The organism is Ruegeria sp. BB10 (assembly GCF_056535725.1).
This window is the reverse complement of the sequence record NZ_JBQFIW010000001.1, coordinates 3,434,077-3,459,128: the sequence shown is the minus strand read 5'-3', so window position 1 is coordinate 3,459,128 and position 25,052 is coordinate 3,434,077. Positions and strand designations below refer to the sequence as shown.

The 25,052-nt window shown below is 59.0% G+C and carries 26 protein-coding genes; 18 read left to right on the top strand and 8 right to left on the bottom strand.

Going from position 1 to position 25,052, the window contains the following annotated elements:
* Window positions 1–27: 27 nt before the first annotated feature.
* From ACR3EP_RS17760 to ACR3EP_RS17750, 3 genes are all read left to right on the top strand, one after another.
* Window positions 28–408 carry a hypothetical protein gene (locus ACR3EP_RS17760; RefSeq protein ID WP_170377225.1) on the top strand — a complete coding sequence of 127 codons (381 nt, stop codon included), beginning with the start codon at window positions 28–30 and terminating at the stop codon, window positions 406–408.
* 143 nt (window positions 409–551) lie between these two features.
* Complete coding sequence (locus ACR3EP_RS17755; protein WP_425082372.1) at window positions 552–1,055, top strand: outer membrane protein; 504 nt, start codon at window positions 552–554, stop codon at window positions 1,053–1,055.
* 81 nt (window positions 1,056–1,136) lie between these two features.
* Window positions 1,137–1,634, top strand: coding sequence for a GNAT family N-acetyltransferase (locus ACR3EP_RS17750; protein ID WP_170411800.1), 498 nt, complete (start codon window positions 1,137–1,139; stop codon window positions 1,632–1,634).
* 271 nt (window positions 1,635–1,905) lie between these two features.
* Here ACR3EP_RS17750 and ACR3EP_RS17745 read toward each other — a convergent pair whose 3' ends face one another.
* Entirely contained in the window at window positions 1,906–2,598 is a 693-nt protein-coding gene (locus ACR3EP_RS17745; RefSeq protein ID WP_170350179.1) for a Crp/Fnr family transcriptional regulator, read from the bottom strand.
* A gap of 178 nt (window positions 2,599–2,776) precedes the next feature.
* Between ACR3EP_RS17745 and hemA the strand changes: the two genes are divergently transcribed.
* Window positions 2,777–4,000, top strand: a complete 1,224-nt coding sequence (hemA, locus tag ACR3EP_RS17740; protein WP_480638830.1) for a 5-aminolevulinate synthase — start codon at window positions 2,777–2,779, stop codon at window positions 3,998–4,000.
* Between the two features lie 56 nt (window positions 4,001–4,056).
* On the opposite strand, the gene ACR3EP_RS17735 is transcribed toward hemA, so the two are convergent.
* The 7 genes from ACR3EP_RS17735 to ACR3EP_RS17705 form a co-directional block, all read right to left on the bottom strand.
* Entirely contained in the window at window positions 4,057–4,305 is a 249-nt protein-coding gene (locus ACR3EP_RS17735) for a cytochrome C oxidase subunit IV family protein (RefSeq protein ID WP_226688857.1), read from the bottom strand.
* A 5-nt stretch (window positions 4,306–4,310) separates the two neighbouring features.
* A complete protein-coding gene (locus ACR3EP_RS17730; RefSeq protein WP_480638829.1) occupies window positions 4,311–4,859 on the bottom strand; it encodes a cytochrome c oxidase subunit 3 in 549 nt (182 codons plus the stop codon).
* Complete coding sequence (locus tag ACR3EP_RS17725; RefSeq protein ID WP_480638828.1) at window positions 4,856–6,778, bottom strand: nitric oxide reductase activation protein NorD; 1,923 nt, start codon at window positions 6,776–6,778, stop codon at window positions 4,856–4,858. The genes ACR3EP_RS17730 and ACR3EP_RS17725 overlap by 4 nt, the downstream gene beginning before the upstream one ends.
* Before the next feature lie 9 nt (window positions 6,779–6,787).
* Window positions 6,788–7,597: a CbbQ/NirQ/NorQ/GpvN family protein gene (locus ACR3EP_RS17720; protein WP_170359421.1), complete on the bottom strand. Its 810-nt coding sequence runs from the start codon at window positions 7,595–7,597 to the stop codon at window positions 6,788–6,790.
* A gap of 5 nt (window positions 7,598–7,602) precedes the next feature.
* A complete protein-coding gene (locus ACR3EP_RS17715) occupies window positions 7,603–8,970 on the bottom strand; it encodes a cbb3-type cytochrome c oxidase subunit I (protein WP_170350173.1) in 1,368 nt (455 codons plus the stop codon).
* A 16-nt stretch (window positions 8,971–8,986) separates the two neighbouring features.
* Window positions 8,987–9,436, bottom strand: a complete 450-nt coding sequence (locus tag ACR3EP_RS17710) for a c-type cytochrome (RefSeq protein WP_170350172.1) — start codon at window positions 9,434–9,436, stop codon at window positions 8,987–8,989.
* A gap of 99 nt (window positions 9,437–9,535) precedes the next feature.
* A complete protein-coding gene (locus ACR3EP_RS17705) occupies window positions 9,536–10,717 on the bottom strand; it encodes an NnrS family protein (RefSeq protein ID WP_480638827.1) in 1,182 nt (393 codons plus the stop codon).
* A gap of 237 nt (window positions 10,718–10,954) precedes the next feature.
* Between ACR3EP_RS17705 and ACR3EP_RS17700 the strand changes: the two genes are divergently transcribed.
* The 14 genes from ACR3EP_RS17700 (at window position 10,955) to ACR3EP_RS17635 (ending at window position 25,050) form a co-directional block, all read left to right on the top strand.
* Window positions 10,955–12,631, top strand: a complete 1,677-nt coding sequence (locus ACR3EP_RS17700; protein WP_170377212.1) for a cytochrome D1 domain-containing protein — start codon at window positions 10,955–10,957, stop codon at window positions 12,629–12,631.
* Between the two features lie 123 nt (window positions 12,632–12,754).
* On the top strand, window positions 12,755–14,539 hold the full coding sequence (locus ACR3EP_RS17695) for a NapC/NirT family cytochrome c (RefSeq protein WP_480638826.1): 1,785 nt from the start codon (window positions 12,755–12,757) through the stop codon (window positions 14,537–14,539).
* A 56-nt stretch (window positions 14,540–14,595) separates the two neighbouring features.
* A complete protein-coding gene (locus tag ACR3EP_RS17690) occupies window positions 14,596–14,997 on the top strand; it encodes a cupredoxin domain-containing protein (RefSeq protein WP_480638825.1) in 402 nt (133 codons plus the stop codon).
* A gap of 188 nt (window positions 14,998–15,185) precedes the next feature.
* Window positions 15,186–15,947 carry a uroporphyrinogen-III C-methyltransferase gene (gene cobA / locus ACR3EP_RS17685; RefSeq protein WP_480638824.1) on the top strand — a complete coding sequence of 254 codons (762 nt, stop codon included), beginning with the start codon at window positions 15,186–15,188 and terminating at the stop codon, window positions 15,945–15,947.
* Between the two features lie 46 nt (window positions 15,948–15,993).
* Complete coding sequence (locus tag ACR3EP_RS17680) at window positions 15,994–16,302, top strand: c-type cytochrome (protein ID WP_254438747.1); 309 nt, start codon at window positions 15,994–15,996, stop codon at window positions 16,300–16,302.
* Window positions 16,299–17,444, top strand: a complete 1,146-nt coding sequence (locus tag ACR3EP_RS17675) for a cytochrome D1 domain-containing protein (RefSeq protein WP_480638823.1) — start codon at window positions 16,299–16,301, stop codon at window positions 17,442–17,444. The genes ACR3EP_RS17680 and ACR3EP_RS17675 overlap by 4 nt, the downstream gene beginning before the upstream one ends.
* A 4-nt stretch (window positions 17,445–17,448) precedes the next feature.
* Window positions 17,449–18,438 carry a siroheme decarboxylase subunit beta gene (gene ahbB / locus ACR3EP_RS17670; RefSeq protein ID WP_480638822.1) on the top strand — a complete coding sequence of 330 codons (990 nt, stop codon included), beginning with the start codon at window positions 17,449–17,451 and terminating at the stop codon, window positions 18,436–18,438.
* A complete protein-coding gene (locus ACR3EP_RS17665; RefSeq protein WP_480638821.1) occupies window positions 18,435–18,884 on the top strand; it encodes an Lrp/AsnC family transcriptional regulator in 450 nt (149 codons plus the stop codon). The genes ahbB (ACR3EP_RS17670) and ACR3EP_RS17665 overlap by 4 nt, the downstream gene beginning before the upstream one ends.
* On the top strand, window positions 18,881–19,363 hold the full coding sequence (ahbB, locus tag ACR3EP_RS17660) for a siroheme decarboxylase subunit beta (RefSeq protein WP_425082365.1): 483 nt from the start codon (window positions 18,881–18,883) through the stop codon (window positions 19,361–19,363). Before ACR3EP_RS17665 ends, ahbB (ACR3EP_RS17660) begins: the two co-directional genes overlap by 4 nt.
* Before the next feature lie 3 nt (window positions 19,364–19,366).
* On the top strand, window positions 19,367–20,581 hold the full coding sequence (gene nirJ, locus ACR3EP_RS17655) for a heme d1 biosynthesis radical SAM protein NirJ (RefSeq protein WP_425082364.1): 1,215 nt from the start codon (window positions 19,367–19,369) through the stop codon (window positions 20,579–20,581).
* Entirely contained in the window at window positions 20,556–22,109 is a 1,554-nt protein-coding gene (locus tag ACR3EP_RS17650) for a cytochrome D1 domain-containing protein (RefSeq protein WP_425082363.1), read from the top strand. The genes nirJ and ACR3EP_RS17650 overlap by 26 nt, the downstream gene beginning before the upstream one ends.
* Entirely contained in the window at window positions 22,066–22,329 is a 264-nt protein-coding gene (locus ACR3EP_RS17645; RefSeq protein ID WP_480638820.1) for a hypothetical protein, read from the top strand. Before ACR3EP_RS17650 ends, ACR3EP_RS17645 begins: the two co-directional genes overlap by 44 nt.
* Before the next feature lie 148 nt (window positions 22,330–22,477).
* Window positions 22,478–22,882 (top strand): hypothetical protein, encoded by a 405-nt coding sequence (locus tag ACR3EP_RS17640; protein ID WP_480638819.1) that lies wholly within the window; start codon window positions 22,478–22,480, stop codon window positions 22,880–22,882.
* Between the two features lie 44 nt (window positions 22,883–22,926).
* Window positions 22,927–25,050, top strand: a complete 2,124-nt coding sequence (locus ACR3EP_RS17635; protein ID WP_480639042.1) for a 4Fe-4S binding protein — start codon at window positions 22,927–22,929, stop codon at window positions 25,048–25,050.
* Window positions 25,051–25,052 lie beyond the last annotated feature (2 nt).

The window sequence follows — 25,052 nt, the reverse complement described above, 5'->3', positions numbered from 1 at the left end:
AGCTGTGTTCGGCCCGTGCGGTCAATAGTGGTCGCGTTTACCCTTGGCGTCGCGCTGAGCGGGTGTGCAGCAAACATGGCCGCAAAAGGCAGTGATGGTCCAGACCTGAGCGTAGTCAGCCAGGAGGCCACCCGGATGGATGTCGAACGGCAGTTGGGGTCGCCTGAGCAGCTACAGCAACAAGCCAATGGTGATTGGGTGGCCGTCTATGACGTCGAACCCCGGACAAAGCCAAACCTTGCTCGGGCGGCAGGCCACGGAACGCTGGACCTCTTTACCTTCGGGCTCTGGGAGGTTGTCGGTGGGCCTTTGGAAGTGGCCCATGCGCGGCGGGTTCTCGTCACTGCACGATATGACGACGCGGGAAAATTGCTGCAACTGACCAGCAAGCCCAAACCCATCCTTTGATCTGAGGGTGGGTCACCGCCGACCTGCAACAGGCCGGCGTTACATCCAACACCCCGACGAACAGCAAGCCATCCCCGTTGAACCATAGTGCAGGTCCAGCGAGCAGATACCCCTGTCCACACAAACAAGAAAACGGACTAAAAATGAAGACTATAACATTGATCACACTGGCCGCTATGGCTCCCACAATGTGTTTGGCAGACGAAAGCTGGACCGGCTTCAATGCTGGTTTGCAGCTATCCACGGTTGATGTTTCCCAAGACGAAAACGATAACGGAAACGCAGCGTTGGGCCTCCACGCCGGATATCTTCATAATTTTGACGGCTATGTAGTTGGCGGTGAACTGACTTATGATGCGGGCGCTGAGCTTGTGTCTGACAACAAAACAAAAAAGGTCGATACGATACGCCTGAAGTTCAAAGGCGGACACGTATTTGGCCGGACGTATCTGTACGGCGTCATTGGATATGCGAACATCGATGGCGGTTCCATCAGTGAAGATGGCTACTCTGCTGGCGTTGGCGTTACGTATCGCGCAACGGACAGAGTTCTGGTCGGCCTTGAGTACCTGAGAGACACATATGACACGTCAGCTGACGACATCACAGCTGACTCTGTCGCGCTTCGGGTGTCTTACAAGTTCTGACAGAAGGCGTTTGAGAACCTGACACAAGCAGGGGACAGTCAATTGCCCCCCACTCATAATTCAATTCCCGGGAGCCACCAGGTGACTGAAATACCAACGCTTGAGACTGAACGACTGCTACTTCGACCACCAATAATGGCAGACTGGCCCGACTATCTTGCGCTGATGACATCAGAGCGCTCAAAGTTCATGGGAGGCCCGGTCTCTGACCGCATGACCTGGGGGATTTTCTGTCATGACATAGCTCAGTGGACCCTCATGGGGCACGGGGCACTGATGATGGAAGACCGTGTTTCAGGAGCGTGCCTTGGGCAGGTTAGCATCAACTCCGGACCGCTTTTCCCCGAACCCGAATTGGGCTGGTTTGTCTATGCTGATGCCGAAGGAAAAGGCTATGCGTTTGAAGCTGCGCGAACGCTGCGAGATTGGGCCTGTACATGGAACGTAACCCAGTCGCTCGTCAGTTATATCGATCCGAACAACTTCCGCTCCTGCCGCCTTGCTGAGCGGCTTGGAGGAATTTTGGATTCAAATGCCGAGCGAGATGACCCCAATGATCTCGTCTACAGGTACCATTGAGCTGCGCAAACAACTCCCCGGACCATTCGAGCGAGGGTCACCTTGATCAGTCGCCCGATCAGACCGTCATCCCCAACATCCTTTGCTTTTTGATTGTCCCGGTATCAAGGGGCGCAACGCAGCCCTGTCTTCTTTTATCTGTTGGAAATACCGGATCACGGGCCGGGTTGTCGCAACCCATGCGCGGCAATACGGGGGTACAAAACCTCAGTCAGACAATGACCAGCATCCTCAGCCCCCCGCGGAAAACCCGAAACGCCCGTCGGGCTGATCATTTGTCCGACGGATCACTTTCAGCATAATCCCGTAGGCGCTCGATATCAGAGATTACGGCGTGGTTGCGGTTGATTTGCACACCAACCGTTTTTAACCGCGAAAACGCCCGGCTAAGGCTTTCCGGCTTCATCCCCAGACGCCCGGCGATCAGCATTTTGTCATAAGGTAGCTCTACGTCGCAGCCATCGGGTTTGGCATCACACAGGTTCAGAAGAAACTCTGCCACCCGCTGCGCTCCCGTCTGCGCCTTGAGCTGCTCCAGCTGTGCCACCAGCGAATGAAGATGCGTGAACGTGGACGCCAGAATAGAAACGCCAATCTCGGGGTCTTCTTTCATCAACGACAACAGCAAAGGGCTTGGGATATGCATCACGTCGCAGGCCGACACGGCCTCGGCAGAAACGGGGTAAGGGACGTTTCGCAGCGCGACGGCCTCGCCAAAACTTTCGCCGCGGGTAAAGACGCTGACCACTGCCTCGGCCCCGGTCGGGGACATGCGGAACAACTTGACCCAACCGGCAAGAACCACGTGGACGGCCTTGGCCTCTTCTTCCTGTAGAAAGATCGTTTCGCCCCGATCATAGCTACGCCAAATTGCGTGGCTCAGCAGTGTATCGACATGCTGGTCCGGCAAACTCTTGAGCAAAAGCGATTGCCGCGCGATCGCTTTTTGTGCTTCGTGTGCCACGGAGTTTCCCCTTTTCCCTGATCGATCGTCCGACCGGTACGTCCTTTTTCGCAAGGCTATGCCAAAGCTCTGCCCGGCGCGCCAGCCTTTTCCTGCTTCAACTTGACTATTGTCATGTCTTAGGCGTCACCATGCGCATAAATTCGGCCCAAAGCCAGCAATCCGGGGAGCCAGTATAATGGACTACGAGCGATTTTTCACCCAGAGCCTGGACGATCTGCGGGACGAAGGAAACTATCGTGTTTTTATCGACCTGCAACGCCGCTGCGGATCATTCCCAAACGCACGTCAAACCGACGGGGCGGTACAGCGCGACGTACGTATCTGGTGTTCGAACGACTATCTGGGCATGGGGCAGCATCCGGCGGTGACCGGGGCGATGCATGACGCGCTGGACCGGTGCGGCGCTGGTGCTGGCGGCACCCGGAACATCTCGGGCACCACACACGATCACGTCCTGCTTGAGGCCGAACTGGCCGATCTGCACGGTAAAGAGGCAGCGCTTCTGTTCACCTCTGGCTATGTTTCGAACTGGGCGGCCCTTGGCACCCTTGCTGCGAAAATCCCCGGCCTTATCGTTTTCTCGGACGCGCTGAACCACGCCTCGATGATCGAAGGCATCCGTCATTCGCGCGCGCAAAAGGTGATCTGGAAGCACAACGACCTTGAAGACCTCGAGGCGAAGCTGGCTGCTGCCGATCCTGACGCCCCCAAGATGATCGCCTTTGAATCCGTCTATTCGATGGACGGAGATATCGCGCCGACCCAAGAGATTTGCGATCTGGCCGACAAATACGGTGCGATGACCTATCTGGATGAGGTTCATGCCGTCGGTCTTTACGGCCCGCGCGGTGGCGGCATTGCTGAACGCGAAGGTCTGATGGATCGGCTGACCGTGATCGAGGGCACGTTGGGCAAAGCCTTTGGTGTGGTTGGTGGCTATATCGCGGCCTCAGCCGCACTTTGTGATTTTGTGCGCAGCTTTGCCAGCGGGTTTATCTTTACCACCGCCTTGCCCCCGTCGATTGCGGCGGGCGCTGCGGCCTCGATCCGGCACCTGAAACAGTCGAATACCGAACGCGATCAGCAGAAGTCCCGCGTGGCGCAGGTGCGTGCCCGGTTGGATGCAGAAGGCATTCCGCATCTGCCCAACCCCAGCCACATCATCCCGGTGATGGTAGGTGATCCGGTGAAATGCAAATTCATCTCGGACACGCTGCTTGAAGAATTCGGTATCTACATCCAGCCGATCAACTACCCCACTGTCCCCAAAGGAACCGAGCGTCTGCGGATCACCCCTTCTCCGGTGCATACGGACGAAGATATCGAACATCTGGTCGGCGCGCTGTCAGCCCTATGGCAACGCTGCCAGATCGCGCGGATGCCGATGGCTGCCCAGTAAACAAAGCGCTCCTTGCTTGAAAAACTGCCGCCCAGATCGGGCGGCTTTTTTCTGCTTCAAACGAGGTAGAGGGCAAAGATCAGCACCGAAAACCCGGTTAGAACCATGGTGAATCCGCGCAACCAGGCTGGGCTTCTAGCAAGGTCCAGATACTGCGCAAGGATTACGCGCGTCTTGATCAGTGCAAGCAACAGAATGCCACCCCCCATGACCGCAGCCGGCACCGGCAACAAGGTCAATACCGCTGAGCCGACACTTAGCCCCAAAAGGGCAAGCCAGGCCCGTGTCAGAGTGTTGTCCCCCATCGCCCTCATCCCAACAGATAGATCACCGGAAAAAGCATGATCCAGACCAGGTCGACCATGTGCCAGAACTGCGCGCCCGCCTCGATATTGCGTGCGTCATCCCGCCAGGACACCAGTAACAGAATGCCGACCCCGGCCAGAACATGGGCCGCGTGAAAACCAGTCAGAAGGAAGTAGAACAGGAAGAAGGGATGCGTTTCATAATTGATCCCCTGCGCCATTTTATCCGCGTATTCCGTGCCTTTGATGATCAGGAAAACAACGCCCAGAAGGGCCGCGCCGATCAAGGCCATGCGCGCCGTCGCGCGCCGCGCGACCTGTCGCCAGTGCAGCGCCTGTGCGGCCAGATAGCCCGATGTGACCAGAACCGCTGTGTTAAACGCCGCTCCAGTGCGATGCAGATGTGACTGCGCCTCGGCAAAACCCGCCGGGTCGGTCAGACGCACGCCCATAAAGGCGATCATCCCAGCGCCGAACACCAGCAGTTCCGAGACGATCAGAACCCACATCAGCAACTCGCCCGGAAGCTCGTCGATCAGAGAAGCATCGCTCATGCGCCGACCAGTTGGCGATAGATTTGCGGCAAAGCCATCGTCAGGCGGTGCGGGTCAGGGATCACCGCAAAACCGCCTTGCCCGAACATACGCGGGAACCAGCTTTTGCCGGTTTTGTCGATGGTGACACCAAAGACCGATTGCCCGGCGCGACGCGCTTCGCGGACGGCCATGCACGTATCTTCGATACCATGGCGACCCTCATAGTGATCCAGGTCGTTCGGCTTGCCATCGGTGATCACCAGCAGCAGTCGGCGCTTGCGCGATTGATCCGCCAAATCGGCTGAGCAATGCCGGATTGCCGCCCCAAGCCGTGTGTAATGCCCCGGGCGCAGTGACGCGATTCGCTGTTCGACCGTTCCGCACATTGGCTCATCAAACCGCTTGCAGCGCTGCACATAGACACGCTGACGTTTCAGAGAACTGAAGGCGTGGATCGCAAAGTCATCCCCACAAGCATTTAACCCCCACGCCAACGCGGCCAGCGCCTCGCGTTCAATATCGATCACGGCGCGGCCTGTGACGGCACTTTCGGTGGATCGGCTGACATCCAGCAAGATCGAGACCGCCAGATCGCGAGCTTCGGGACGGGATTGCTGCCAGACGCGCTCGTTGGCTTCCCCACAAGCCCGGCGTTCAGTCTCGGCACGCACGGCGGCTTCGATATCCAACTGGTCGCCGTCCAGATGGCCGCGTGTCATAACCCGACCGGGGCGCAGCGCCTCGAACTGGCGCTTCACCGCGCGGATGCGGCGGGTAGTGGCCGGGTCCTTACCAAACTCGGCTGCATCTTCGCGGATATCGGCATCCGACAACAGGACATTCACGTGGTCTGGCAAGTACTGCCCGGTGCGCACGTCCCATTCGGGATAAAGGATACGGCCCGATAGACGCTCGCGATTCACATCCTCGGGCGCCAGATCCAGGTGCAGCTTCAGCTTGGTGGGCGGCGCCTTCGAGATTTGACCCAGCCCGATCTCTTCCTGATCGTCGGCCGCCTTTTTGGCATTGTCGGGATCGTCATCATCGACCCGGCGGTTCAGGTTCAGAAACTCGGCCCAACTGAGGATCGCCTCGAATTTGTGCAGTATCAGGCTGTCTTTCCGCTCAGCCTGATCAGATTTACGGCGGCGGGCGCGGTGGGTTTTCTCTCCCGACTCTTCGGGCGGGCCTTCGGTATCGGGGTTTTCCACCTCATTATGTTCTGAAAAGCCAACGGCGCGCAGTTCGGGCCACAGGGGGACCGGGCGAAAACGCTGATACCCGCGCGGGGCAGACAGGCTGTCATCCAGCTCCAGCAGCTGTTCCGCCTTGGCAGACAGCGATGCCGGATCACCCAGCACATGGCGAACCAGTTCTTCCAGCGCGGCTTCGACCGGCGGCAGGTTAGGGATATCACGTTGGTGCAGCAGACCCTTGCACAGTTCGGTATAAAGGGGGAGCAAGCCGGGCGCGTTTTCCAGCGTGGCCTCGACCATCTGTCGCGCAGCGATCAGCGCATGCAGGTCGGCCCGCAGGGGGTCATCCTCATCAATTCGGGTGTCGGCATGGGCCGCAACGGCTGCCAGCCAGACATATAGCGCGCCGTTGGCTTCGCGCGCCGGGAAAACGGCCAGACGGTCCGGCAGGCGCAATACCTCGCCATCGAACGAAGCACGCGGCATCAACTCGGCCTCGGTTCCCAAGCGGCGACGCCAGCTTAAACGGTGGCGTGAAATTTCGGGTGAGACCGGGCGTAATTCAACGCCCGGACTACCCCCAAGCCCTCGGAAGAGGACTGCCAGCCGCCCCGCGACCTCAGAAAGGTCGACCGCGGCTCCAACATGCACCTCAGGTGCATCGAGGCGGCTGGCAAGGGTGTGCCACAGTTTCCCGATCGTTTCTTCGGGTTCCCATGGCTCAAAATCGATCTTGACCATTGGCCGGCCTCACCCAAAGACAGCCGTGACAAGATCGAGGAGCCCGCGTTTGATATCCTCGTCATCAGTCAGAGGTTCGATCATTGCGGCAAGAATGGCGCGGTCCGTCGACATACCCTGTGCGATCAGCGTCGCAGCATAGACAACCAGTCGGGTAGAAACGCCTTCCTCAAGATCCTGACCCTTGAGCCCCCGCAGTTTGTTCGCCAACCGGATCAGCGGTTTGCAGCGCTCAAGCGCCAGGCCACTTTCCTGGGCGACAACCTCGGCCTCCATCTCAGGCGACGGAAAGTCGAATTCCAGCGAGATAAACCTTTGTCGGGTCGAAGGTTTCAGGGTTTTCAGGATATTCTGGTAGCCGGGATTGTAGGATGCCACCAGCATGAAGCCGGGCGCGGCTTCGAGTTCTTCGCCGGTGCGATCAATCGGCAGGATGCGCCGGTCGTCAGTCAAAGGGTGCAGCACGACGGTCACGTCCTTGCGGGCCTCGACCACCTCATCCAGGTAACAGATTGCGCCTTCGCGCACTGCGCGGGTCAGCGGGCCATCGACCCAGACGGTTTCCCCGCCTTTCAGCAAATAGCGGCCAATCAGGTCGGCAGCGGCCAGATCATCATGGCAGGCGACAGTATAAAGCGGGCGGCCAAGCTGCGCGGCCATATGGGCCACAAAGCGGGTCTTGCCGCAACCTGTCGGCCCTTTCAGCAGAACCGGCAGATCGTTGTTATAGGCGGCGGTGAACACATCGCATTCATCGCCCTGGGGCAGGTAGAAGGGGGCGTTTGCCGCCCCCGTTCCCATTTGTATGGAGCCATCCATTTGCATTACTCCGCAGGGGTTTCGGCTGCGCCGGGTTCGATGACCTCTTTCCGGGGCACCCAGATCGAGTAGACGAACAGCAGCGCACCAAGGACCACGACTACACCAGACCCAAAGCGCATCCAGTAGAAGATCGCGATCTGATCCTGCACGTCCATGAAGTAGTCACCGATCACACGTTGCATGTGCGTCTGCACGGTTCCGCCGAAGGTCAGCACGAAGGTCATGAAGACCATACCGCTGGTCATCAGCCAGAACGAACCCATGTTCAGCACCTGATTATACGGATCGCGGTTTTTCAGGATCGGCATGGCATAGGTGAAGATCGCCAGGTTGAGGCAGACATAGGCGCCGTAAAAGGCCAGGTGACCGTGGGCCGCGGTAATCTGCGTGCCGTGGGTGTAATAGTTCACCCCGTGCAGCGTATGCAGGAAGCCCCAGACACCGGCACCAAAGAAGGCCAGCGTGGCACAGCCCAGCGACCACAGCAACGCGGCCTTGTTGGGGTGGTCCCGGCGACCCTTCCAGACCATGACGAAGGCAAAGGCCATCATCGCAAAGAACGGGATCACCTCAAGGCTCGAGAAGATCGAACCGATCCACTGCCAATACGCTGGCGTACCGATCCAGTAGTAGTGGTGACCAGTCCCAAGGATGCCCGAGAACAGCGCTGCAGCGACGATGACATACAGCCATTTCTCAACCACCTCGCGGTCAACACCGGTCAGCTTCAGCATCAGGTAGGCCAGGATCGAAGCCATGATCAGTTCCCACACACCTTCGACCCACAAGTGAACAACATACCACCAGTATTGCTTGTCCAAGGCCAGGTTGCCGGGGTTGTAGAAGGCAAACAGGAACAACAGCGCCAGACCCCACAAACCCAACAAGAGGATGTTGGTGATCGCGGTCTTTTTGCCCTTCAGAACGGTCATCGACACGTTGTAAAGGAAGATCAGCGCGGCCACGACAATGCCCGCCTTGACCCATTTGGGTTGCTCAAGGAACTCGCGCCCCTCTTTGCCCAGCAGCCAGTTTCCTTCGAACAGGTTGAAGGTATAGGTCAGCACCACGCCCAACGTCCCCACAACCAGAATGATCAGTTGTAGATAGGCCAGCTTGGGTGAATGGATTTCACGTTCAGCCTCTTCCGGGATCAGGAAGTAGGCCGCACCGAAGAAGCCCAGGATCAGCCAGACGATCAGCGCATTGGTGTGCAGCATCCGCACGATGTTGAACGGCAAAAGCTCGCTCAGGAAATTTGGTGATACATAGATCAGGCCAGCCAGAAGGCCACCCAGAACCTGTATCACGAACAGGGCCATGGCCACCGCAAAGTAGGCGTAGGCGATTTTTTGGGATTCGTATTTCATTGCTCCGTTCCCTTTCTCAGCCAGCCTCGTTGGGCGGCCAGTCCTGAGCGTCGATATTGTCCGTCCAGATCAGGAAGTTGGTCAGGTCGCGAATTTCTTCGTCGCTGAGGTTGAAATTGGGCATCTGCCGACGACCGGGAATGCCGGTCGGTTGTGCCTCCATCCAGCCCTTGAGGGATTCAAAGGCTGATTCCGGGTCGTCCAGCACACCCCAACGTGTCATCACGTTGCCGACTTCGGGGGCGAAATAGGCCCCTTCACCCAAGATCGTGTGACAGTTGATGCACGCGTGTTTTTCCCAGACGTGCTTGCCCCGAACCACACTTTCATCGAGTTTTGCCGAATTCTCGGAATTCACGATGTACCAGTGGGAATGGGCCGACAGGGCCAGAAATATTAGGATAAAGAACAGGGACCCGCCATAGAATATGTTGCGAGCCATGCTCTTGGTCATGACTTCTCGCATTGCGCTCTCCTTTGCGCAGTTTAGCTTGTCTAGCCAGAATGGCGGCTGGGTCATAGGAGGGCCTTAACGAAAGTCAAGGCTGGCGGAAGTAAATGAAAATCATCCCTCCCGGCCCGTACGAGGGCCCGTCAGCGCAGGCCACATGGCGATCAGGTAAAGCGCAAAGGCACAGACCCACAGGCCGTCCGACAACAGCATCGCCACCATATAGCCTGCGTTCAGTTCGGCCCCGATCCAGCGTGACAGTGCAGCAACCGCCATCAGACCATAGGCCACGACCATCGGGGCGGGCGCGATTAGTGCACGGCCGCTGTGACCCAGCGCGGCGCGGCTCATGACTGCTAGGGTCATACCGCCCACACACCCTATGCCCAATACGTGCAGGGCGGCGATTTCATTGCCCAGACCCAGCACTGCCAGCCCCCACAAGATCAACCCCATCGCCAACATGCCTAGACCCAAATGCAGCGCCAGCAGAATTGGCTGCCGGGCGGCCCAGCGACTGCGCCAATTGGCCATGCGCAGTATCTGAACCACCCCAAGGGCAAGCGCCAAAACCCCGGCCAACGGCCCTGCACCCAGCACCAGAACACCCAGTGGCAAGATCAGGGCCAGAACCATGCCTGCCTTGTCGAAAAAGGCGACCGAAACCGGCCAGTCCGCCTCTGGGACCCCAGCGCGTTTCATGGCATTGCGGGTAAAGGCCGGAGTAATCCGACCACCCAAAATGGCGATCATCGCACACAACGCCAACAATCCCGCGCGCAGCCCAGTTTGCAGAGTGCCTTCAGTGATCCCAATCCATTGCAGATGTGTCATCATGTCCGCGACCCAGATCAAGCTCAGCAACAGCAGGAAAATCATGTTCTGCGGCTTGGGACGGCGGATCAGCTGCGTAGCTATTTTGGCCCCCAGAACCGGTACAAAGGCCAGGTCGACCACCGCAACCAGAACTGGCGGCAATACTCCTGAAAACCACATGGCCATCCGACCGGCCAACCACAGCCCGGCAGCCAGAGTGATAAAGTGCGCCCGCGCCTCGGAGGCGCCGGTCCAGTTCGGTACTGCGGTCAGAAAGAACCCGCCCAGCGCGGCCGTCGCATAGCCGAAAATCATCTCATGCGCGTGCCACATCGGCGGCGTCATACCGTAATCCGGCGCCATGTAAGGCACTGTCAGCCACAGCCCCCAGACCACGCCGACAAACAGGCCGTAGAGACCGGCAGACAGAAAGAAAACACGAAATCCTTCACCAAGAATGCGGGCGATGATTGTGGGCATGGCTGCTCTCCTCAACCGTTTTTTTCAGCCCTAGCAGCCAACCCGCGCAACGGACTTAACAAAAATCAATCCTCACGAAAAACATGCCTCTAAAACACAGATTTTATGACGGTTTTTTTCGCCATTTTTTCCTGCCGAACCCTTGAAATGGGCCCCTGGCGTTGACTTTCGTCAAGGAGCCGTCGGGCGCGATGTCTCACCCTTGGACCTGCCTCACCACGCAAATGGAGAGTGATCATGTCACTTGGAATCAGCTACAACAAAACTGGCCGCGCCTTTGGGGTCGGTTTGGCGATGCTGCTGGGCAGCGTCGCTGCGCCAACCTTCGCCGAAGAGCCAACCCTTAGCGAGGAAGCCTTTGAATCCTCCAAACAACTTTATTTCGAGCAATGCGCAGGCTGTCACGGCGTTCTACGTAAAGGTGCCACCGGTAAAAGTCTTGAACCGATGGTCAAAACCAAAAACGACGATGGCACCGTAACCGAATCCGGCACCCTAAAACTAGGTCAGGAACGGCTTGAAAAGATCATCGCCTGGGGTACCGAAGGCGGGATGAACAACTTCTCGGACATCATGACCGAGCAGGAAATAAAGGACATGGCGACCTACATCATGATGGAGCCGCCAAAGCCGCCTGAAATGTCGCTTGAACAGATGATGGCGACCCGCAAGGTCTATGTCGAAGAAGCCGATTATCCAACCGAGCCGCTGCATGGCCGTAACTGGGAAAACTTCTTTGTTGTCATCGAACGCGATGTGGGCAAGGTGGCCGTGATCGACGGCGACACGAAAGAGGTTCTGACACACATCCCGACCGGCTATGCCGTCCACGTTCTGAAAGCATCTGAACACCACGCACTGGAAGAGCCAGAACAGCCCGGGCGTTTCTGGTACACCATGGGCCGTGACGGCAAGATGACTAAGATCGACCTCTGGCAGACGCCAGACAAGATGTTGGTTTCCGAGGTCAAGATTGCCTATGACGCCCGCGACGTTGCCGTTTCTGGTGACGGCAAATACGTCATCGGTGGGGGCTATTGGCCGCCGCATTTCGCAATCGTCGACGCCCAGACCATGGAACCGGTCAAGGTCGTATCAACCCGCGGTGTGAACGTGGACGGGGATTACGTGGAAGAGGCCCGTGTGGCCGCAATCTACACAACTCCGAACGAACCCACCTGGATCGTTGCCGTGAAGGAATTGGGGCAGTTGTGGCAGGTCGATTATACCGATCTGGACAACCTGCGGATCGACAAGATCGACAGCGCCAAGTTCTTGCATGACGGGTTCTTTGACCCGACAGGCCGATACTTCCAGATCGCCGCGAACGCGTCGAACAAGATGGTGGTTGTCGATACCGAAACCCACAAGCTGGAAGCGATGATCGACACAGCCGCGTTGCCGCACCCCGGCCCTGGTGCCAACTGGGTCGACCCAAATTGCGGCCCGGTTGCTGGTACGACACACCTTGGTGTGGGTACCGTGACCGTCTGGGGTAACGATCCCGAAAACCGCCCGGATGATGCTTGGAAGATCTGCTACGAAGTGGAAACCGACGGCCCCGGCCTGTTTGTCCGTACTCACCCGAATTCGGACTACATCTGGGCTGACCAGACCAAGCACCCGGAACCTGAAGTTCAGCAATCGGTGCAGGTCATCTCGAAAGAGACCGGCGAGATCGTGAAAACCATCCAGATCACCGAAGACGAAGGCAGCGCCGCTGTTCACTTCGAATTCAACGCGGATGGTACCGAGGTCTGGGTTTCCAAGTGGAACCTGTCGGACTCGAAAGAACCTAACGGTCAGATCGTGATCTTCGACGCCAAGACGCTGGAAGAAATCGGCCGCATCGAAGGGCTTTATGCTCCGACCGGCAAATTCAACGTCTACAACCGTTCGAACCACGTCACCTGACGAGTTCGCAACCAAAACCGGAAAGGGCGGGCCCCTCGCCCGCCCTTTCCTCGTTTGACCAAACAGCCAAATCCACCGGCCTGCCACCCAGGGCCAGATAAGACAGCCAAACGGAGCCCGGATATGACTTCCGAACCGGAAAAAAAGAAACCAATTTGGCGCCGGTATTTCCTGTGGGGAATGCCCGTGGCCGGAATAGCCGTGGCCTTTGTCGCGGGCATCGTCTTTTGGGGCGGGTTCAACACCGCCATGGAAGCCACCAACACAAAGGAATTCTGTGTCTCGTGCCACGAGATGCGTGATTTCGTCTATGAGGAATACACCGGCACGATCCATGACGTGAACCGGTCTGGCGTGGGCGCGGTCTGTTCCGACTGCCACGTTCCCAAGGACTGGACCCACAAGATGATCCGCAAGATCAAAGCGTCCAAAGAGCTGTATGGCAAGCTGGTCGGCACCATCAACACCCGCGAAAAGTTTGAAGCCAAGCGAGTACATCTGGCGATGAATGAATGGGAGCGGATGAAATCCACGGACTCACGTGAATGCCGCAACTGCCACGATTTTGAATCGATGATGCCCGAGTTCCAAAAACCACGCGCACGTCAGCAGCACCTGAATGCGATGGAAATCGGCCAGACCTGTATCGACTGCCACAAGGGGATTGCCCACTCGGACGCCCGTGATCGGGCCGATGAGGACTATCTGGAAAAGCTTGAGGCACCCAACCCGGCCTTTATTCGTGAAATCCCGCAGGAATACCTGACCAGCCTTGCGAAGATCGAAGCCAAGGAAGCTGCCGAAGCCGAGGCTGAAAAAGCAGCCAAAGCCGCCCAGCAAGAGGCCGTTCAGGCACAGATCGCGGCCGCCGTAGACGCAGCCGTCGCCGAAGAACGCGCCAAGGCAAATGGCGAAGAAGCCGCAGCACCGGCAGGCGGCGGTAGTGATGTTGGCAGCAGCGTCGACTGGAATGCCGTTGCAAGCGCCGATCTGAAACTGTTCTACCCCGGTCAAGCCTCGTTTGAGTGGGTGCAGAACGGCAAGTTCCACGGCGGGGCCCGTCCCCTGACCAAGGGCGGCGATCAATGCTCGACCTGTCACGCCAAAGAACTGGATACGATCGGCAACAAGATCGTTGCGGGCGGTGATCTGGAACCAACCCCGATCCCCGGCAAACGTGGTGTGATCGATGCGACCGTGCAGGCCGCGCATGATGACGCGAACCTTTATATCCGCATGCAATGGCCGGATGCAGGCCATAACCCTGCCCCCTTCGTCGATGGCGGCAAGATGGACCCCGACAACCAGATCAAGGTTGCAATGATGATCACCGGTACCGGGATCGAGTTGGGCGATCAGGTAGGCTGCTGGGCCTCGTGCCACGCAGACAACAGCTATATGCCATTTGATCCGGGCGCTGACGCGATTGCCGCCAATGGGGATATCGCAGGCCGCCTGAGCACTCAGGACACAGTGACCAAATACATCAGCGAAAGCCGGACCGAGGTCGAAGTCAAAGGTCGCCGCGGCAAGGCATTGGGTGGCTGGGACAAGCTGGAGGCCGAGGCGCAGATCCAGCAATACCTGGCCGATGGCACTTATCTGGACCTGATGCGTGTCTATGCCGATGGCAGCGCCTCCAACGGTTATCTGTTGGAACAGCGCGTGGTCAATGACGGAGAAATTACCGCCTCGGCCAATCTGTCCGGTGGCGTGTGGACCGTCGTCTTCTCGCGGCCACTGAACTCGGGTGCGCCCGGCGACGTGCCGCTGGAACCGGGTCAGACCTATACGGTGGGCTTTGCCATTCATGATGACTTTGCCGCCGCGCGGTTCCACCACGTTACGCTGAACACCAGCCTGGCGCTGGACGACGACAGCGCCAACATCAACGTGGTCAAACAATAACAGATAGGGGCCGGAAAACCCGGCCCCCGCCCTTTTTTGGAAAGGAGAGATGGATCATGAAACCCCACTGCCTTCTTCCTGCACTTCTACTTCTCGCCCCACCCGTCTTGGCGGATAAATCCGCCGAGATTTGCGCCGAGGCCGAGCAACGCTATGTCGACTTGTTCGGGCAACCTTCGTCAGCCGTCGAAGACGCCGAAGTGGTGCTGATGTACAAATACAATTTCTGCCCCGGTCAGTTGACCGTGAAAGCGGGAACGACAGTGCGCTGGATGAACGTGGACAAACGCACCAGTCACAGTGTTCTGCTGAAAGACGGCAGCGAACCCGAAAGCGACCGTTTGTTCCCCGAGGAATCCGTCGAGATGACATTCCTTACTCCAGGCCCGCAGGAATACCTGTGCGGGCCGCATTGGGAAACGCAGAACATGATCGGAATGATCACCGTAGAACCCTGAGCCGAGGCAAAAAATACAGGCAAGTCAAAGGAGCGCGGGCGCAAATCCCGCGCTCCTTAACTTTAGTCAAGGAAGGCGCGCGCAGAATCCGCCAACCTGTTCTCATGACACGCCCGGTTCGCCCAGCAACGTCCCTTTTCGCAGGCAAACCCGGGCTCGGAAGACATTCAGACCAAGCGAGTTTGCACATGAGCGGTAAGGTTTTTCTGATTGGCGCCGGCCCCGGCGACCCCGAACTCATGACCCTGCGTGCCTTGCGCATGCTGCAAGAGGCCGACGTGGTCGTCTATGACCGGCTGGTTTCGGACAACATCCTTGCCCTGCATGCCGAAAAGGCGCGGCTGATTCCGGTCGGCAAGGCCCCCAAATGCCATACCGTACCGCAAGATCGCATCAATGAGATTCTGCTGGAAGAGGCCCGCGCCGGTCACACCGTTGCACGGCTGAAAGGCGGCGACCCGATGATCTTTGGCCGTGGCTCGGAAGAAGCGGCGTATCTTGTGGCCCATGGCGTCACGGTCGAGTACGCACCCGGCATCACGGCCGCGCAGGGGGCATCCTGTTCGACTGGCGTGCCGCTGACCCATCGCGGGCTGGCAACCTCGGTCCAATATGTCACTGGCCACCGGCAGGAAGACAAGGTGCTGGACCTGGATTGGAAGCGGTTGGCCGATCCCGACTCGACGTTGGTGGTCTACATGGGCGTAGCCAACATTGGCCAAATCGCCATGGGGCTGATGACCGAGAACCTGCCCGGATCGACCCCCGTGCTGGCTGTCAGCAAAGCCACCACAGGGACCGAACGTCGCATCGTGTCCCGGTTGGACAGGCTGGCCACTGACGTGCGCAGCGCTGCACTTGAGGCACCCACTTTGTTCATCATCGGACAGGTGGTTTCGCTGTATGCCGAACGTTCGGTGGCCGAATTGATGGAACAAGCGCATGGCTAGGCTAGGTCACCGGACTGTTGCGCCTGGCAGGCAGAGCAGCCAACCGTTGACTTCGGTTCTGCTGGCCGGCGCGGTTGTGATCGCCACCTCGGCATTTGCCGCCGACACCTTGAACCCCGACGCCCTGAAACGGCTTGTCCATCAGGATTGCGGGTCGTGCCATGGGCTGTCGCTGAAGGGTGGCCTTGGTCCCGATCTTCGGTCCCAAACGCTGCAACACTATGATCCGGACGTGTTGACCGGCGTCATTCTCGATGGGATTCCCGACACGGCAATGCCCCCCTGGCGCCCCCTTATTACCGAGGAAGAGGCGGAATGGATCGCCCGTTACCTGCTGCAACAGGAGGCACAATGAAACAGCTTATTCTTGGCCTTGCCGCCACCCTGATGATGACCTCGGCGCATGCTGAACCAACCGCCACCGGTGATCTGGGTCTTGTGATCGAACGCGCCAAGGGCTCGGTCCTGTTGGTAGATCAATCCGACCGGGCCGCGCTGGCGCGGATCGAAGGGCTGGGCGATCTGTCCCATGCCTCGCTGGTCTATTCGCCCGACGAACGCTTTGCTTATGTGTTCGGGCGCGATGGCGGGCTGACCAAAGTCGATATCGTCACCCGACAGATCGTGAACCGCGTCGTACAGGCCGGTAACGCAATTGGTGGCGCAATTTCAGACGACGGACAGCTAATCGCCGTGTCGAACTATGAACCCGGCGGCGTCCGTGTGTTCGACGCCAATACGCTTGAGTTGGTCGCAGATATCCCAACGGGTAGCAAAACAATCGGTCTGGTCGACGCGCCGGGCCGCAGGTTCGTCTTCACCATGTGGGACTCTGGCGAAACCTGGATTGCCGATTTCGCGACAGGCACGCCCGAGATCACCAAGATCCCCGATATGGGCAAAAACCCCTATGACGCGCTGATCACCGCCAATGGCCGCACCTATATCACTGGCCTTTTTGGCGAGGACGGGCTGACCGCGCTGGATCTCTGGGCCGAGGCCCCGGAACCGATCCGCGTCCTACCGGATTACGGGCGCGGGCAGGAAGAAATGCCTGTCTACAAGATGCCCCACCTGGAAGGTTGGGCGCTGACAGGCCGCGAATTCGTTCTACCCGCCGTGGGCCATCACGAGGTTCTTTGGATCGATGCCGACACTTTGACCGAAACCGGACGCACACAGACCCACGGTCAGCCGGTCTTTGCCATGGCCCGGCCCGACGGACGGCAGGTTTGGGTGAATTTCGCCCATCCGCTGAACGATACAATTCAAGTGATCGACAGCGTCACCAAGGACATCATCCACGAATTCAAACCCGGTCCGGCGGTGTTGCATATGGAATTCACCCCGCGTGGGCACGAGGTCTGGATCAGCGTGCGCGATGCCAACAAAGTCATGGTCTATGACACGCAAACCTTTGAAAAGCTGCGCGAGATTGAAGCGGACAGCCCATCAGGCATCTTCTTCACCGCACGTGCGCACAGAACGGGGCTTTGAGACGATGGATCACATCACTGACCCGATCGACTGTCGCTTGCTGGACGAGTTTCAGCGCGATTTTCCCATAACCGACCATCCGTTTGAGGTACTTGGCGCAGCGTTGGGTCTGGACGAGGCCGAGGTCATCGATCGCCTGACCCGGATGCGTGCAACCGGTCGGATCACGCGGGTGGGTGCGACGATTGCACCGGGGGCAGTATCGGCCAGCACCCTGGCCGCCGTTGCCGCCCCCGAGGAACAGTTGGAAGAAATCGCCGCCCTGATCGACGCAGAACCCGGAGTGAACCACAATTACCAGCGCGAGGATACGTGGAACCTGTGGTTCGTTGCCACCGGGCCGGACCGGGTGCATGTGAACGATACCCTGGCCCGGATCGCCCGACGTACCGGGCTGCGGGTACTGGACCTGCGGCTGGTACGCCCATTCAATGTCGATCTTGGTTTTCGAATGTCGGGCAATTCCCGCAATGTGCCCGGCCCCCGCAAGGTGGATCGCTCAGCCATGCGGGACGGCGACCGCGCTCTGCTACAGGCGCTCAGTTCCGGCCTAGAACTGGTCGCGGAACCCTATACCGCGCTGGCCCGATCAATGAACCGATCCACGCCCGAGGTTCTGGCGCGGATCAAGGCGCTGCACGATGCCGGCATCATCTCGCGCCTCGGTGTCATCGTACGTCACCGGGCGCTGGGTTGGTCGGCCAATGCGATGGTGGTTTGGGACATGCCCGCCAGTCAGATCGACACCGCCGGCCCGGCGCTGGCCGCACATACTGGCGTGACCCTGTGCTATGAACGTAACCCGGTCGAGGACGTCTGGCCTTACCGCCTGTATTCCATGATTCACGCCCGCTCGCGCAGCGAGGCGCAAGAAGTTCTGTCCGGCGCCGTTGCCCTGCCGGAACTGGCCGGTGCGCGCCACAAAGTTTTGTTTTCGACCCGCTGTTTCAAACAGACCGGCGCATTGATCCAACCAAAAGAGGCCGCCGTATGAGACTGGACGAAACCGACCGTGCAATCCTGAACCGAATGCAGGACGACCTGCCGTTGATCCCTCATCCTTATGCCGCGATTGCCACCGAACTTGGCATTCCGGAAAGCGAATTGCTGCGCCGCCTCAGCCGCATGAAAGAGGAACGCATCATCACCCGCTTCGGTCCGTTTTTCGACGCGGCCGCCATGGGGGGTGCGTTCTGTCTGTGCGCCATGGCGGTGCCGGTCGAAAATTTCGAAACCGTCCTGACCAAAGTCAATGCGCACGCGGAGGTTGCCCATAATTATGAACGTACGCACCGGCTGAACATGTGGTTCGTACTGGCCACCGAAACGCCCGAGGGGATCGAGGCCACCGCTGATGCGATCGAACGGGAAACGGGGATCGAGGTTCTCCGTTTCCCCAAATTGCAGGAATTCTTCATCGGCTTCCGGGTAGCGGCATGATCGACGCAAAAGACAGAGAGATTATCGAGGCGCTGCAAGGCGGCCTGCCCCTAGTGCCCGCGCCCTATGCGCGGGTGGCCGAGCGTCTTGGCATGGACGAAGACGCGTTGCTGTTCCGCCTGGCTGAACTGAAATCGCGCGGCGTTATCCGTCGCATTGCCGCTGCTCCTAATCACTACAAACTGGGCATGACCTCGAACGGCATGACCGTGTGGGATGTGCAAAACGACCGTGTGACTGAACTGGGCACCCAGATCGGCGCGCTGCCCTTTGTCACCCACTGCTATGAACGCCCCCGCGCCCTGCCCGACTGGCCTTACAATTTGTTTGCCATGGTTCACGGCGCGGACCGTGACGAGGTCGAAGAAAAGCGCGCCGAGATCACAGCCATTCTCGGCGGTGCCTGTCGGGCCAAAGACATCCTCTATTCCACGCGCATTCTGAAAAAGACCGGGCTGCGCCTGAAAGCGAAAGGCTGAAACATGTTCCGCCTGACCGAATACATGCACCAACTCGTCACCCCGACCCCGGTGCGCAAACGCCGCCCCGGACCGGTGAAACCGGTGGTGATCTGGAACCTGACGCGGCGCTGCAATCTGAGATGCCGCCATTGCTACACCGTCTCGGCGGATGTTGCGTTCCCCGGTGAGCTCAGCCACGAGCAAGCCATGGTAACCCTTGAGGATCTGGGCCAATTTCGCGTCCCGGCCCTGATCCTCTCGGGTGGGGAACCGCTGGACCGGTTTGATTTCTTCGACATTGCCAAACGCGCCCGCGATCTGGTGCCGATGCTGGCGCTGTCGACCAACGGCACGCGGATTTACGATGAAACCGCTGATATGATTGCCGATGTGGGATTCAACTATGTCGGCATTTCGCTGGACGGGATCGGGGCCACAAATGACTGGTTCCGCGGCGTTGAAGGCGCCTTTGCCGACGCATTGCGCGGTGTGCGCGAATGTAAGAAACGCGGGATCAAAGTGGGCCTGCGATTTTGCCTGACCGAGGGCACTCAGCATCACCTGCCCGACCTGCTGCAACTGTGCGATGACGAAGGGGTCGACAAGTTCTACCTGTCGCATCTGGTCTATGCTGGGCGCGGCGACAAGAACCGGGGCGAAGATGCTGAACACCTGCGCACCCGTAACGGGCTGGACCTGCTGCTGGAGCGCGCGTGGGAGGCCGCCTCGGGCGGGCGCCCGCTGGACATTGTGACCGGCAATAATGATGCAGATGCGGGGTATTTCCTGAACTGGGTGCGCACGCATTTCGATGCCGACAAGGCCGCTCATGTGCGCGAACATCTCGCCGCGTGGGGCGGGAATTCCAGCGGGCTGGGCGTGGCCAATATCGACAATCTGGGGCGCGTGCATCCCGATACGTATTGGTCCGACTACACGGTCGGCAACGTGAAGACCAAACCGTTCTCAGAGCTGTGGGCCAGCGAGGACCAGATGCTCTCTATGCTGCGCACCCGACCACGTCCGCTGAAAGGGCGCTGCGGGGCCTGCCAATTAAAGGACGTCTGTGGCGGCAATACTCGTATCCGGGCTTTGCAGGTGACCGGCGATCCCTGGGCCGAAGATCCGGCCTGCTATCTTTCCAATCAAGAAATCGGCGTGGATGACGCAGGCGAACGCCTTAAGGTCACGCCGTTCCGGGGGAAACGTCATGATCCGGCACATCAGTTCTTTTGACACGCTGAAAATAGGCACGCTCTGCTCGCTGCTGCTGGCTGGTTCAGCATGGGCCGACGCCCCGTCGGACTATGCCGAACACTGCGCCTCGTGCCATGGCGAGAACCGTTTAGGCGGTGTTGGCCCGGCCCTGATCCCCGAGACGCTGAAGCGCATGCGCGGCCCGCGTGTGGCCGCCGTGATTGCCGAGGGGCGTACAGCCACCCAGATGCCCGCCTTTTCGCATGAACTTGACGCCTTGCAGATCGAAGAACTGGCGGGTTGGCTGAAATCCCCGCTGGAAACCAACCCCGAATGGGGCGAGGCCGAGATCATGGCCAGCCGTACGCTGGACGCAGAATACAGCCCGGTCGATGCTCCCGTCTGGGACAGCGACCCGATGAACATCACGCTGGCCGTCGAAACCGGCGATCACCACGTCAGCGTGTTGGACGGTGATACGTTTGAGGTATTGGATCGGTTCGAAACTCCGTTCGCCGTCCACGGAGGCCCGAAGTTCAGCCCCGACGGGCGCTATGTCTTCATCATGTCGCGCGATGGTTGGGTTCAGAAATACGATATCTGGGCGCTGAAACAGGTGGGCCGCGTGCGCGCGGGGCTGAACAGCCGCAACATCGCCATGTCAGGTGATGGAAAATGGGTGGCCGTCGCCAATTACCTGCCCAACAGCCTGACCCTGCTGTCGACCAGCGACCTTTCGGTCGCCAAGGTCATCGAGATCAAAAGCAAAAAGGGCAATCCCAGCCGCGTTTCTGCCGTTTATCAGGCCCCGCCACGCGAAAGCTTTGTGCTAGCCCTGAAAGATGTTCCCGAGATTTGGGAGGTTTTTTACGGCGACAACCCGCCTCAGTTCGGACTGGGTCATGACTTCCGTATCGAAGGGCAGTTCAAGAACCCAAATCCTTTCCCGGTCCGCAAGATCACCACGCCTGACTATCTGGACGATTTCTTTTTCGACCAAAGTTATGAATACGTCATGGGTGCCTCACGCGACGGCAAGGGCGGCCAGGTTATTGATCTGGTCATCGGTCAGAAAGTGGCTGATTTAGACCTGCCAGGTATGCCGCATCTGGGATCAGGCATCACGTGGCGGTACGGCGATACAACCGTGATGGCCACGCCGCACCTGACCGACGGCACCGTGTCTGTGATCGACATGCAGACATGGGAAACGGTCAAACGGATCAAGACCGAAGGGCCGGGTTTCTTCATGCGCAGTCATGAGAATTCTCCTTACGTCTGGGCCGATGTGTTCTTTGGGCCCAACAAGGATGCGATGCACGTAATCGATAAGCAAAGCCTTGAAATCGTAAAGACTTTACGCCCAGCGCCCGGTAAAACCGTGGCCCATGTCGAATTCACCAAGGATGGGCGCCATGCACTGGTATCGATCTGGGAAGACGATGGTGCCGTGATCGTCTATGACGCGCAAACTCTGGAAGAGGTTCGCCGCTTGCCCATGCGCAAACCTTCGGGGAAATATAATGTCTGGAACAAAATTACCTTCTCGGAAGGTACCAGCCACTGAGGGCAAATGGCCGGTCTGGAAGCTGGCCATCCTGCTCTACCCCGCCACGGCACTGACCGTGGCCATCAACCTGTTTCTGGCGGGTCTGGTTGCCAATGGCATGGGGCTTGGCGTGATCGCACCAGTAAGCGCAATCCTGTGGTCGATCCCGCTGGGCTTGCCCGCATCCTGGCTGGCCGGGCGCTGGTTGCGCGGGTTGATGGATGAAGCCGACGATTAGTCACAAATTTCGAATACCTGACCTAAGTCAAGTATCCGTCTGAGAGAATCCCGTAGGACAAAGGAAAGAACGCCGAGTTGGATTCTCCATGTCTGCCCCAGTCCCACTGCACACACTGTCTGTCCGCGCTTTACGCGCGGCGTGCGCCATGGCAGGCACCCTTCTTTTGCTGTTGCAACTGCTTAGTCCGGCGCTGGCGAGTCCCGGACAAAGCATGTGGGTTGAGATCTGCTCGGAGGCAGGCGCGGTCTGGGTTCAAGTGGACCTCGAAGAAGGGACCGAAGACCCAACCGCGGCCTGCCCGAAATGCGCCGACTGTGCCTTGTGCGCCGTCACCGCTGCGGCACCCCTGCCAAACCTGCCGGAACTGAAGTCGGACGGGATTGTTCAGGTCGCTCGCTGCGATGACCGCAATCTGGTCAGTTGCTACCAAGTTAGGCGATTATGGCCCGAAACCAGAGGCCCTCCGCACGCGCCCCAAGAAACATCCGAACGCGCCCCGCGCGCGTCCATGGCGTCAATCCAAGTAACCGGAGGTGCGCCGTGGTCGTAAGTCGCGCAACCCATATCCTGCTGGCCCTTGTCCTGTCCTGCCTGATGGCGATCAGCGCCCATGCCGACAGCCTTGCCAGCTTCCTGCCCGAGATTGAGCCCTCTGACCTTGCCCCCGGTGCCGATGCCTTTGGCCCGGTGCGCGATGACGTGCCTGTTGCTCCTGTTCTGAAAGGGGGCGAAACCGTCGCCTGGGCTTTCCTGACTTCGGATTTCGTGGGCACCACCGGCTATTCGGGCAAACCCATCCATGTAGTTGCCGCAATAAACGCTGATGCCGTGCTGACCGGTGTGCAACTGGTCAAACACTCGGAACCCATCGTACTGATCGGCATTCCCAATTCGCGCATGGTCGAGCTGACCGAAGGCTACACCGGTCTGGACCTGAAACACGAGGCCGCAACGGGTGGTGAGGGGCATGACCTCGACATCATCTCGGGTGCCACCGTGACCATCATGGTGATCGACGACAGCCTTGTGCGCGGCGGTATCAAAGTGGCCCGCGCGCTGGGTTTAGGTGGGCTGTCGCCATTACAAGCCGATGGGCCGAAACGCGAAGTCGATATGGCTATGAACGCCATCTATGACTGGACCACCCTGTCGGGTGACGGCTCGATCCGGCGGCTGACGCTGGATGTCGGTCAGGTCAACGCCGCTTTTGAAGCTACCGGAGATCAGCGCGCCATCAAACGCCCGGAACCGGGCGAACCGGATGACACGTTTATCGATATGCATATGGCGTTGGTCTCGGTTCCCTCGATCGGGAAATCCCTGCTGGGTGAAGCCGAGTATCAAAACCTGGTCGAGTGGCTGGACGACGGCGAACAGGCCATTCTGGTACTGGGGCGCGGGGCTTACAGCTTCAAAGGCTCAGGCTATGTGCGCGGTGGGATCTTCGACCGGATTCAGCTGATCCAAGGCGACAATTCGGTCCGGTTCTTTGACAAGCAACAAGAGCGCCTAGGCAAGGTTGCGGCCGCTGATGCGCCCAGCTTCACCGAACTTGATATCTTTAAAATCCCAGCCGAGGCGGAGTTTGATCCCGCCGAGCCGTTCCGCCTGCAACTGCTGGTACAGCGGGCCGTGGGCGCAGTTGAGAAAACCTTCCTGACTTTCGATCTGGGCTACAAACTGCCCGAGCAGTACTTGCTGCCAGTGGCCGCCCCAACCGTTGTTGACGACGCCACCGGCGAGGCCGCTGCCAAAGCCGCCCTGTGGAAGCGTATCTGGAAGGACCGCACAGTCGAAATTGGCGTCCTTGGCGTCATGCTGCTGGTCCTGACAGCGACGTTCTTCTTCCAGTTCCACGTGACGATGAACGCGAGGGTCTTCTATTGGTTCCGCATCGGCTACCTGACCATGACCCTATTCTTCATCGGCTGGTACGCCAATGCGCAGCTGAGTGTGGTGAACCTGATGGCACTGGCTGGCAGCCTGCGGACCGGGTTCAGCTGGGACGCCTTCCTGCTGGATCCGCTGGTCTTCATCCAATGGTTCGCGGTCGCCGCCGCGCTGCTGTTCTGGGGGCGTGGGGCCTATTGCGGCTGGCTGTGCCCGTTTGGCGCTTTGCAGGAGTTGACCAATAAGATCGCGCGGGCATTGCGCATCCCGCAATGGACCCTGCCATGGGGCCTGAACGAACGGCTTTGGCCCGCGAAATACATGATCTTCCTGGGTCTTTTCGGCCTCAGCTTCGTCTCGATCCCGCTGGCCGAAACATATGCCGAGATTGAGCCCTTCAAGACCGCGATCATTCTGAAATTTATGCGCGACTGGCCGTTTGTGGTCTTTGCGCTGACCTTATTGGGGATTGGGCTGTTCATCGAACGGTTCTACTGCCGCTACCTCTGCCCGCTGGGCGGAGCGCTGGCGATCCCCGCCCGTATTCGCATGTTCGACTGGCTGCGCCGCTACAAGGAATGCGGCACCCCCTGTCAGACCTGCGCCAACGAATGCCCCGTTCAGGCCATCCACCCCACCGGTGAGATCAATCCGAACGAGTGCGTCACCTGCCTGCATTGTCAGGTGCTCTACCAGTCCGAGGACAAATGTCCCGTCGTTATCCGCCAACTGAAACGGCGGGCCAAGACAGGGTCGGTCGACCTCAAGACCCCCCTCGGACAGCCACCGGCGAACCATCCGAACGCCAAACCGCAATCCGTTTCCTAAAA